Origin of the sequence: Bifidobacterium sp. UBA4282 (assembly GCF_002394995.1) — a bacterium.
GTDB lineage: Bacteria > Actinomycetota > Actinomycetes > Actinomycetales > Bifidobacteriaceae > Bifidobacterium > Bifidobacterium pullorum_B.
The window spans coordinates 67,738-78,342 of record NZ_DGVO01000049.1; the positions used below are offsets into that span (position 1 = coordinate 67,738).

Sequence of the window (10,605 nt, forward strand, 5' to 3'; positions counted from 1 at the left end):
TTGGCTGTGTTTTGCGGACAACGTAGTCAATGGCTACCCGTTGTTGGCTGAGAATTCACCGGATGGTTCACCTGTTATTCATCTTGCCGCGGTTGTGCGAGAATGACCCTATGCCTGAATTCATCGATCCCAGCATTCTCATCTTCGTCGCGTTCGGCATTGTGGGCGTGGCCGTGATCGTTACGGTCGGGTTCTTCGTGGTGGACCGGATCACCCCGGTGATGACCAAACTGTTCGGGGGAGCGTCGCCGGTGAGCCGGTTGGAGGCGGAGGTGCAGCGTGTCCTGCCGCATCGTCGGCAAGCGGAGGAGGACGAGGATGATGATCTGGACGATTCCACGGCATCGCTGCTGTCGGTGCTGCCGGGGGCGTCGATTGTAGTGGATGACGACGACGAGGTCGTCAGGGCCAGCCCGGCGGCATATACCCTGGGTGTGGTGATTGACGACGCGATCGCCGACGAACGTGTGCTGGAGCAGATCCATGAGGTCCGCGAGCATGGCGGACGCGCGCAGTTTAACGTGGAGACCCGCACGCCGTGGCAGTATGAGCATGCCTTCGACGATCTGTGCGCCGAGGCCAAGGAGCGACGCCGCCGCAGGTCGGTGACCCGCCCGAATTGGCTGAAGATCACCGTGGGGCGCATCAGCGACCGGTTCGTGGTGGTGATGATCGAGGATCTGAGCGACGTCATCCGGTTCGCCCAGACGCGCGACTCGTTCATCACGAACGTCTCCGAACAGCTGCTGAAGCCCACCGAGGCGCTGATGAATCTGGCGGATTCCCTGGAACAGGGCGAGGGCGACCGGGAGCGCATCGCGCGGGATGCACGGCAGGTGCGGACGACCTGCGGCCATCTGAACCGCATGGTGTCGGATCTGCTCCTGCTGATCAAGGCGCAGGAGCCCATCACCCCGTCGGCCGCGAATGTCATTGCGCTGCGCAAACCGCTGGAGGCCGTCGTCGCGGCCGCGGAGGCGAGCGCTGCGGACCGCGGCGTTCACCTCTCGCTGACCGGGGACGTCGATATGCGTGTTCACGGGGATACCGAGCAGATCCGCATCGCCGTTGCCAAGCTGGTGGACAACGCCGTGGCGTACTCCCCGGACGGTGGGTCCGTCACCATCGTCGTCCGCGCGGCCCAGGATGGCGGCACGGTGGAGATCCGGGTCATCGACTGCGGATGCGGCATCCCGCAGCAGGAGCAGACGCATGTGTTCGAACGGTTCTACCGGGGCAGCAACCAGAACGAGCGCACGCGGGACGGCATCGGCCTGGGCCTCGCCATCGTCAAGCATGTGGCGCTGACCCACCATGGTTCCGCATCGGTGTGGAGCCGTGTGGGGCAGGGCAGCACGTTCACGTTGTCATTGCCCGTCGCCCGGTAGGCGGCGGGCGTGATGCGGCCCGGGGCTATTCTCCCAGTCGGCGGTAGTCCCAGCGGTCGAAATGTTCCCAGACGAGCATCATCAGTCCGATGACCACGCCGATGCCGCATACCAGCGTCACCCTGATCGACACCAGTCCGAAGTGCTGCAGAATCAGGCAGATGATGGCGGCGACGATCCACAGCATGGTGCCGATGGTGAATGCCTTGCGCAAATCGACGCGCACGGGCTTCGGTGCCGGTTTGCGCGCGTTGGGATCAATGATCGGGGCGAACTTCATGACAGTACTCTATCTCGGAACCGACACGGCCGGCAATCACTCCCACAGCTGACCGACAACGTAATCGACGCAGTTCGTCAGCGCCGCCACGTCCGCGGGCTCCACCGACGGGAACACGCCGACGCGGAGCTGGTTGCGCCCGAGCTTGCGGTAGCCGGAGGTGTCCAGGATACCGTTCTCCCGGAGCGCCGCGGTGACCTGCTTGGCGTTGATCCGGTCGTCGAGGTCGATGGTGACCACCGAGTTCGAGCGCAGTGCGGGGTCTGCAACGAACGGATGCGCGTAATCGGATTGCTCCGCCCACTGGTACAGCAATGACGCGTTCTTGGCGCACCGTGCGGTGGCCCATGCCATGCCGCCGTTGTTGTTCAGCCACTGCAGCTGCTCGTTGAGCATGATCAGCGTGGCGATGGCGGGCGTGTTGAGCGTCTGGTCCTTGCGGGAGTTCTCGATGGCGGATTTCAGCGACAGGAACGGCGGAATCCAGCGCAGCACGCCTTCCAGCGAGGTGCTCTGCGCGATGCCGTAGGCGCGGTCGATCGCCGCGGGGGAGAGCGCCGCGATCCACAGTCCGCCGTCGGAGCCGAACGCCTTCTGCGGGGAGAAGTAGTAGGCGTCGGTCTGGCTGATGTCCACCGGCAGCGCGCCGGCGGCGCTGGTGGCGTCCACGATGGTCAGAGCGCCCTGCTCCAGGCTGCCTGCGATGCGATGCACCGGGGCCGCGACTCCGGTGGAGGTCTCGTTATGGGCCCAGCAGTAGGCATCCACGTATTCGGTGTATTCGGGCAGTCGGCAGTCGCCGGGTTCGCACCGGTAGACGACCGGATCCTCCAGGAACGGGGCGGAGGCCGCGGAGTCGGCGAATTTGGCGCTGAACGACCCGTAGACGCCGAACGCTGCCCGCCGGGTGATCAGTGAGGCGCAGGCCATGTCCCAGAACGCCGTGGCGCCGCCGTTGCCCAGCACGATCTCGTAGTCATCGGGAATGCGGAGGAATTCGGCCAGCCCCGCGCGAATCGACCCGACGATCTGCTTGATGGTGGATTGACGGTGCGACGTGCCCAGAACCGTGGTGGCGCCGGCGTCCAACGCCTGCACCTGTTCAGGGCGGATCTTGCTCGGTCCCGAACCGAAGCGTCCGTCCTCGGGCAACATGGATGGGGGAATCGTGATGGTGGCCATGCGAACCAGCCTAGCCCTGTGGGCGGATTGCGCCATATTCTGACCGTTTGCTGGACACATGCTGTGCTGCGGGACGGCGGGTCCGAGGTGACACGCCCGGAATGCTCACAGGGGTCGGCACACGGCGGCCGGACCATGCCTGAATGGGGCAAACGCCGCGATTGCAACGGTTTCGCCGTGACGGGCCGGTGTGGTTTCGGGGGATGTGCGTCGATGAGGCGACTGGTTTGGGCGGGGCTTGTTGTACGGTAAACAACCGTGACGGCAGGACGTTTCCATGGTGAGACGCCAGGAATCCGGCAAGGAGCAATTGAGATATGAGGCATGCAGCCCATCAGGCGGCCAATAACTCGCGCCAGTATATCCGCACGTCCCGTTCCCTGTTCTCGAGCGGCAGCGGTGCGCACAGCGCCAAGGCGATGCGCATGGCGCAGATGACGCAGTCCAACGGTGCCGTCCTCGGGCTGGATCAGGCCGTTGTCGAACGCCTCAACGAGGTGGCTCCCCAGACCCGCCGCGCGCTGCGTGAAGCGGCACGGGCCGCCGAGCGTCGTTCCCACATCCTTACCTCGGCTTCGCTCGCCGCGCTGGTCGGCACGGCGGCCACTGCCGTGGCATTGGCCGGACCGGATGACATCAAGGGCAGCATCCTGGCCGATACCGCCACCACCACTACTCAGCTCAAGCGCATCACCACCGATGTGGTGTCCCGTTCCGAGGATCGTGCGCCGTTGAGCGCCCTGTCCGATGGCGCCGTTACCGATACGGCTGCCGCGTCGCAGGAGACCGCGGGGTCCGCCGACACCGCCCAGATCTCCAGCGAAGGTGAATGGCAGGCCACCGGCGACGCCTCGCAGCTGGATGTGAATCAGATGTCGCGCTCCCTGGCGAACAACCCGCAGGTGGCGGCTCTGATGGATCAGGACTACAACGTGCTGCCCGCCGGGTTCAATCCGAACCACGCCACCGGCGACAGCGGTAACGCCTACTCGTTCAGCCAGTGCACGTGGTGGGTGTATGTGCGCCGCCATGAGCTGGGTCTGCCGGTCGGCTCGTATATGGGCAACGGCAACATGTGGGCGAATTCCGCTCGTGCCCTGGGCTACTGGGTGGACAACACCCCGCGTCATGTGGGCGACATCATGGTGTTCGCCGCCGGTCAGGCCGGCGCCGACGGCTACTACGGCCATGTGGCGATCGTCGAGCAGATCAACCCGGACGGTTCGATCGTCACCTCCGAGTGCGGCGCGTCGATGAACGGCAAGACCTACTCCAAGACGTACACCAATCCGAGCGACTTCCAGTTCATCCACTACTGACATGTATTGCGGATGGACGGGGGCCGTGGCGGCATCGCTGTGGCGTGTCGTTATGTCCCGCAATCCTTTCCCGCTCGCCGCACGCCCGATGTGATAGAGCTGTGATGATACGCTAAGGCGTTGATGACAAGCTTTACCCGATCCTGTGCCGCCGCCGCTGCAGTGATTGCCCTTGGCGTGGTTGGCGTTGTATCGTTGCCGTCCATGGCCACGGCTGAGGAGGCTTCCCCGGTCACGTCTGTGCGCTCGTTCCGCGGCATGAACGAAGGCCGCACCCAATTGTTCGCCGAATCGTCCTCCGTGGCGGTGGACGAGGGCACCGACTGGGGCGGCGCGGAGACGTTGGACGTTCCCCAGACCAAGTCCCAGGCGGAGAAGGATGCCGAGGCCGCGCAGCAGCGCGCCGAGGAGGAGGCCCGTCGCCAGGCCGAACAGCAGGCCGCTGCCGCCGCGTCGTCCACGGTGTCCCGTTCCCAGGTCCGCACTAGCACGGATTCCGGTTTGGCAAGCTACACGAACATCGATTACAGCATGGCGCCGGCCGGATTCAACCCGAACCATGAGATCGGCGATGTCGGCAACCGTTACGCCGCCAACAACTGCACGTGGTGGGCGTACGAGCGCCGCCACCAGCTGGGGCTGCCGGTCGGCTCGTTCTTCGGCAACGGCGCCCAGTGGGCGGCATCCGCGGCCGCGATGGGCTACTGGGTGGACAATACGCCGCGCATGATCGGCGACATCATGGTCTTCCAGGGTGGCCAGGCCGGTTCCTCGTGGGGCTACGGCCATGTGGCGATTGTGGAGGAGATCTACGCCGACGGCAGCGTGCGCGTTTCGGAGATGGGCTCCGGATTCCCCGGCTACTTCTCCAGCACCCGCGTATTCTCCGATACGGCCAATTACCAGTACATCCACTTCTGACCGCGGTCGCCGGATACGGCGTACGGACGGTGATACCGGCGTGATTCCTTGGAATCGCGCCGGTTTTGTATGCCGGGGCCGGTGCGTTGGAATGTACACGGCGTGGGGTAACTTAGTGAAACTGATGAGTATTGCACGTAAGACCGTTTCGTTCATGACCGCGCTCGTTGCCGCAGGTACGCTGTTCGTGGCAACGGCTCCCGTCGCCTCCGCCGAGGATGCGGAGGTCACCACCTCTTCTCGTTCGTTCCCCAAGGTGACCACGGTCCGCAAGGATCTGTTCGCCGAATCCACCTCCACCTCCGTCGATCAGGATGCCGATTGGGGCGGCATCGAGGCGCTGGATGTGCCGCAGACCAAGTCCCAGGCGGAGAAGGACGCCGAGGCCGCCGAACAGGCCGCGGCCGAGGCCGCTGCTGCGCAGGCCGCCAGCCGTTCCGCCGCGCGTGAATCGCTGAGCACCACCAGCTCCGCCGCGGCGTCCGTGCCGACTCCGCCGGCCAGCGCCACCGGCGCCGCCATCGCGGAGTATTCGCTGAATTTCATCGGTTATCCGTACCTGTACGGCGGCACCAGCCCGTCCGGCTGGGATTGCTCCGGATTCGTGCAGTACGTGTTCGCCCAGTTCGGTGTCTCGTTGCCGCGCACCTCGGGCGCGATGATGAGCGTCGGCTCGCCGGTGGGCAGCCTGGCTGAAGCCCAGCCCGGCGACATCATCGCCAGCGCCGGCCACGCGGCCATCTACATCGGCAACGGCATGGTGATGAACGCCATGGATTACGGTGCCGGCACCAACACCGCGGCGGTCGCCTGGGTGTTCCCGGGCGGCGGCTACGCCATCCGCCGTGTGGTCTGAGCCGTAAACCGTCTTCACACGAATGTCTCGACGCGCCTCGCCTGCGGGGCGCGTCGAGACGTTTGTGGAGGGTTTTCTCACAGCGTTACCGGAACTTCCCGGAATCCCGCGGTATTGTAGTGCTAAGGCGATGCGGAGCGGCGTCGCCAGTATTGCAAGGGAGGTCGTCATGATTAACGACAAAGCGATCCTCGTTGGCGTGGATGGCTCGCACGCCAGCTACAAGGCCACGTGGTGGGCCGCGAATTACGCCAAGCACGCCGGATTGACGTTGCAGATCGTCTGTGCGTATTCGTTGCCGAGCTACGCCGCGGTCTCATTCGACGCCACGTACACCGCCATGGGGGATGACAACGCGGCGCATAGCGATGCCCAGGAGATCCTGTCCAAGGCCAAAGCCATTGCCGACGAACAGGGCGTCGAGGCCGCCACACTGATCGTCACCGGAGACCCGGCCTCCGTATTCGTGGAACTGTCTCGCAACTACAACCTGATCGTCATCGGCAACCGCGGCAAGGGTGGTCTGGCCGAGCGTCTGCTGGGCACCACCAGCTCCAGCCTGCCGGCGTACGCGTACTGCCCGATCGTGGTGGTGCCGTATACCGATGACGAAGGCAACCCGATGCACCTGAACAACACGATCACCAAGGTGGCCGTCGGTTCCGACGAATCGAAGTGGGGCATCAAGGCGTTGGAGATCGCCGCCGACTTCGCCGCGACCTGGGATGCCGAACTCGACGTGATCTCCGCCGTGCCGAAGATGCAGGGCGTGGACGGCGACCAGGGCGTGATGGACGCCTTCAAGGAGGACTTGGACGTCCGTGTCTCGCCGATTCTTGAGAAGTACCCCAACCTCAAGCTGAACAAGTCCGTGGTGCCGGGTTCCGCCGTGGACGCGCTGACCAAGGCCAGCCATACCCATGATGTGGTGGTTGTGGGCTCCCGTGGCCGTGGAGGCTTCACCGGGCTGCTGTTCGGCTCCACCAGCCAGGGATTGCTGCAGCACGCCGTCAATCCGGTGTACGTCGTGCCGCGCAAGTATGTGGAGGCCGCGGAGACGCGGCTGGATACGGTACCCAGCTCGCCGGCGGAGGTGCCGACCAAGCCCATCGACGACATCAGCGGCGTCGAGGAGGTCTCGGTGCCCACGGCCGGTATCGAGCAGGCCCACGACATCGAGTCCGCCATCGATCCGCTCCACAAGCGCTGATCCGCACCTATCGGGGGCGGTCGATACCGACGCATAACGGTCGGTCGTCCCCGTATATCAATGGCGGTCGCACCGATCCTACGAACCGGTGCGACCGCCATTCATATACGGGTATACGGGGCGTCTCCCGGCGTGTGGGCCAGTACCCCGTGGACGTCCGTCAGTGACGCACGGTCACATCCAGACGCACCGGCGTATCGTGCACGTAGGTGCGTGACACCGTGCAGCCCTTGTCGATATGGCGGGTGATGCGCTCCTTGAGCTTGTCAGCCTCTTCGTCGCTCAGGTCGGCATCCACCGCGTCCACCACCAGCTGCTCGCTGAAGTTGATATAGGAGTTGTCGGCGTCATCATAGGTGCCGTCGACCACAATGCGTGCGCCCTTGCCCTCGCCCAGCGTGTGTTCGATGGCGAACTGGCTGGAGAGCGCCGCGCAGCCGGCCAGAGCGATCTTCATCAGATCCCCCGGGGAGAACTGCCCCCTGCCCTTGCCGAACTTGATGTGCGCGCCGTCATCGCTGAACGCATCCCAGGAACCGTCCTTGTTGCGTTCCACCCACAGTCGCTTGCCCATGCCTAAACCTCCTTGGTCGTTGTACGCAGGTACATATCCAATGTATCCGAATCGGGGCGCATCCATGGTGAGCCGTCCGCGAAACCGCGCCGTCGGTTGTGCCGCGAACGGACAGGCCCCCGTTTTGAGGCATGCGTCCCGCTAGACTGAGGGGCATGGCTTTGACACCCGAACAGCTCGCAGACATCCGCACCCGCATCCCCGCCCGTCCTCGCACGGACATCCCCATGCCGTATGAGGACCTGGTCAGGAGGATCCTGACCGAAGGCACGCTCAAATCCGATCGCACCGGAACCGGCACGATCTCCCTGTTCGGGCAGCAGATGCGGTTCGATCTGTCCGAATCGTTCCCGCTGCTGACCACCAAGCGGGTGTTCTTCAAGGGCCTGGCCTATGAGCTGCTGTGGTTCCTGCGCGGCTCGGACGGCGGCAACATCAACTGGCTGCTGGAGCACAACGTGCATATCTGGGATGAATGGGCCGATGAGAACGGCGACCTGGGTCCGGTGTACGGCGTGCAGTGGCGTAGCTGGCCCGCGCCGACCCCTGAGGACCCGAACCGCACCATCGATCAGATCGCCAACGTGCTGGACCTGATCCGCAATCACCCCGATTCGCGCCGTATGGTGGTCAGCGCCTGGAACCCCGCCGAGGTCGAACAGATGGCGCTGCCGCCGTGCCACGCCCTGTTCCAGTTCTACGTGGCGGACGGCAGACTGTCCTGCCAGCTGTATCAGCGCAGCTGCGACATGTTCCTGGGCGTGCCGTTCAACATCGCGTCCTACTCGCTGCTCACGCTGATGATGGCGCAGCAGGCGGGGCTGAAGCCGGGGGAGTTCGTCTGGACCGGCGGCGACTGCCACGTGTATGACAACCATATCGACCAGGTGCTCGAACAGCTGAGCCGCGACCCGTACCCGTACCCGCAGATCCGCATCCGCAAGGCCGATTCCCTGTTCGACTACGAGTATGACGACTTCGAGATCGTCAACTACCGGTACCACCCCACCATCAAGGCTCCGGTCGCGGTCTGAGCCGCCTTATACACTGAGTGCCAGTTCCACGTACCCAAGGAGTGAATGAAATGGAGCACGATAGTAGCCTCAGTGGCTATCACGAACCCGAGCCCGGGGCAGCCGGGCTTGAGGAAGAGGAGGATTGGGGAGACGACTTCCCCAAGACGTTCTCGGTGAATCTGATCTGGGCCGAAGCGCATGACAAAGAAGGTCATGCCGGCGCCATCGGCGTCAACGGCGGCATGCCGTGGCATCTGCCCGAGGACCTGAAGCATTTCACGGAGCTGACGATCTCTCATCCGGTCATCATGGGCCGGCGTACGTGGGAGTCGCTCAGCGCCAAGTACCGTCCGTTGCCGAATCGCGACAATATCGTGATCTCCCGCAATCCGAACTATGCGGCGCCGGGGGCCACGGTGGTGGGCGATCTGGAGGCCGCGTTGGATCTGGCGCGTCAGGAGGCGATTCCGGACGATGGCATGGACCGCAGTGAGATCTGGATCATCGGCGGCGCGCAGCTGTTCAACGAGGCGCTGCCACAGGCGGATAAGGCGTATGTGACGCAGATTCGCGCCGATGTGGAGGCCGACACGTACGCGCCCGATATGGAGGCGTTGCTGGAGTCCGGGCTGTGGTGCGTGGCCGACACCTCGCCGTGGCTGATGCCGGCCAAGTCCGAGGGCGGTATTCGCGGTTTCCGCTATGTCACCTACCGCAAGACCCGTTGATTCACGGAGGATAGTACCGATATGAGCGTTCACCCGTATACTGTGATGACCGTGTGCACCGGCAACATCTGCCGTTCCCCGATGGCCGAGATCATCCTGCGCGCCGAATTCGAGCGCCGGGGGCTGGGCGACCGTGTACGCGTGATGTCCAGCGGCGTCAGCGATGAGGAGTATGGCAACCCGATCGACCGCCGTGCCGTGCGCGTGCTGAAGGCGCGTGGCTACGAGCTGCCGGCCCGTCATTTCGCGCACCGCATCGAGGCCGACGAGATCGAGGAGACCGATCTGTTCCTGCCGATGACGGCCTCGCACATGCGGGCGCTGAAGCGCCAGCTGCCGGCCGACAAGCAGGCCGAGGTGCATATGTACCGCAGCTTCGATCCGGATCTTCAGCAGCCTGCTGCGGGCCGTGAGGATGAGATCGATCTGGTTGACCCCTGGTACGGCGGTTCGCATGAATTCGAGGTCGCCATCGACCAGATCGAGCACGTTGCCCCGTACATCGTCGATTGGGTGGAGCGTCAGCTCGCCTGACGATGTGAAACCGACGACGTATCAAGTGATGGCCGGTCGCAGGAATGCGACCGGCCATCATGCATATGAGGACATGCGCACGGATAGGTGCGGATACTGAGCCGCATGCTCCGCACGATGCCGGTGAGGTGTTGCGTTGTGTGCGGTATGAAAAAGCCCCGCACGGAGGCGGGGCGACGGTGGTGGCTCCGAGCGGCATCGATCCGCTGACCTAACGATTTTCAGTCGTTCGCTCTACCAACTGAGCTACAGAGCCATGAGCGACCCCGACCGGACTTGAACCGGCGACCTCCGCCGTGACAGGGCGGCGCTCTAACCAACTGAGCTACGGGGCCGTGGCGTTCTTTCGGAAAAGAAGCCAAGAAGAGATATTACAGGGTTCTGCGTATTATGCAAATCGTGTCGCCGGCGTGTCGGAAATAAAAAGCCCCGCGCGGTGGCGGGGCTGCGGTGGTGGCTCCGAGCGGCATCGATCCGCTGACCTAACGATTTTCAGTCGTTCGCTCTACCAACTGAGCTACAGAGCCATGAACAGTTGAAAAAACCCGGTAAAAACCGGGTTTCCACTATTCGCGACCCCGACCGGACTTGAACCGG

The 10,605-nt window shown here is 64.1% G+C and carries 11 protein-coding genes and 3 tRNA genes; 8 read left to right on the forward strand and 6 right to left on the reverse strand.

From position 1 onward, the window contains the following. Positions 1-110: 110 nt before the first annotated feature. The gene (locus tag B4C31_RS07930) at positions 111-1,388 is read left to right on the forward strand and encodes a sensor histidine kinase (RefSeq protein WP_291532026.1); all 1,278 of its coding nucleotides are present in this window, start codon (positions 111-113) and stop codon (positions 1,386-1,388) included. A gap of 25 nt (positions 1,389-1,413) precedes the next feature. On the opposite strand, the gene B4C31_RS07935 is transcribed toward B4C31_RS07930, so the two are convergent. After that, entirely contained in the window at positions 1,414-1,668 is a 255-nt protein-coding gene (locus tag B4C31_RS07935; RefSeq protein ID WP_033505172.1) for a hypothetical protein, read from the reverse strand. Between the two features lie 36 nt (positions 1,669-1,704). Beyond that, positions 1,705-2,850 carry a phosphoserine transaminase gene (serC, locus tag B4C31_RS07940; protein WP_033508404.1) on the reverse strand — a complete coding sequence of 382 codons (1,146 nt, stop codon included), beginning with the start codon at positions 2,848-2,850 and terminating at the stop codon, positions 1,705-1,707. Positions 2,851-3,167: 317 nt separating this feature from the next. On the opposite strand from serC, the gene B4C31_RS07945 reads away from it, so the two are divergent. The 4 genes from B4C31_RS07945 to B4C31_RS07960 all read left to right on the forward strand — a co-directional run bounded on the left by B4C31_RS07945 (position 3,168) and on the right by B4C31_RS07960 (position 7,156). Continuing rightward, entirely contained in the window at positions 3,168-4,169 is a 1,002-nt protein-coding gene (locus B4C31_RS07945) for a CHAP domain-containing protein (protein WP_291532027.1), read from the forward strand. A gap of 204 nt (positions 4,170-4,373) precedes the next feature. After that, positions 4,374-5,090, forward strand: coding sequence for a CHAP domain-containing protein (locus tag B4C31_RS08880; protein WP_414631859.1), 717 nt, complete (start codon positions 4,374-4,376; stop codon positions 5,088-5,090). 124 nt (positions 5,091-5,214) lie between these two features. Continuing rightward, a complete protein-coding gene (locus B4C31_RS07955; RefSeq protein WP_204388220.1) occupies positions 5,215-5,946 on the forward strand; it encodes a C40 family peptidase in 732 nt (243 codons plus the stop codon). Between the two features lie 169 nt (positions 5,947-6,115). Further along, the gene (locus B4C31_RS07960; RefSeq protein ID WP_033508410.1) at positions 6,116-7,156 is read left to right on the forward strand and encodes a universal stress protein; all 1,041 of its coding nucleotides are present in this window, start codon (positions 6,116-6,118) and stop codon (positions 7,154-7,156) included. A 160-nt stretch (positions 7,157-7,316) separates the two neighbouring features. On the opposite strand, the gene B4C31_RS07965 is transcribed toward B4C31_RS07960, so the two are convergent. After that, on the reverse strand, positions 7,317-7,730 hold the full coding sequence (locus B4C31_RS07965) for an OsmC family protein (protein ID WP_291532028.1): 414 nt from the start codon (positions 7,728-7,730) through the stop codon (positions 7,317-7,319). Positions 7,731-7,957: 227 nt separating this feature from the next. On the opposite strand from B4C31_RS07965, the gene B4C31_RS07970 reads away from it, so the two are divergent. The 3 genes from B4C31_RS07970 to B4C31_RS07980 are packed head-to-tail and all read left to right on the forward strand — an operon-like array spanning position 7,958 to position 10,008. After that, positions 7,958-8,764, forward strand: a complete 807-nt coding sequence (locus tag B4C31_RS07970) for a thymidylate synthase (RefSeq protein WP_291532032.1) — start codon at positions 7,958-7,960, stop codon at positions 8,762-8,764. Positions 8,765-8,814: 50 nt separating this feature from the next. Then, positions 8,815-9,474 carry a dihydrofolate reductase gene (locus B4C31_RS07975; protein WP_291532029.1) on the forward strand — a complete coding sequence of 220 codons (660 nt, stop codon included), beginning with the start codon at positions 8,815-8,817 and terminating at the stop codon, positions 9,472-9,474. 21 nt (positions 9,475-9,495) lie between these two features. After that, the gene (locus B4C31_RS07980; protein ID WP_204388218.1) at positions 9,496-10,008 is read left to right on the forward strand and encodes a low molecular weight protein-tyrosine-phosphatase; all 513 of its coding nucleotides are present in this window, start codon (positions 9,496-9,498) and stop codon (positions 10,006-10,008) included. A 180-nt stretch (positions 10,009-10,188) separates the two neighbouring features. Here the strand turns inward: B4C31_RS07980 and B4C31_RS07985 are convergent. From B4C31_RS07985 to B4C31_RS07995, 3 genes are all read right to left on the reverse strand, one after another. Next, a tRNA-Phe gene (locus tag B4C31_RS07985) sits at positions 10,189-10,264 on the reverse strand. Positions 10,265-10,269: 5 nt separating this feature from the next. Next, positions 10,270-10,343, reverse strand: a tRNA-Asp gene (locus B4C31_RS07990). A gap of 116 nt (positions 10,344-10,459) precedes the next feature. After that, positions 10,460-10,535, reverse strand: a tRNA-Phe gene (locus B4C31_RS07995). Positions 10,536-10,605: the final 70 nt, after the last annotated feature.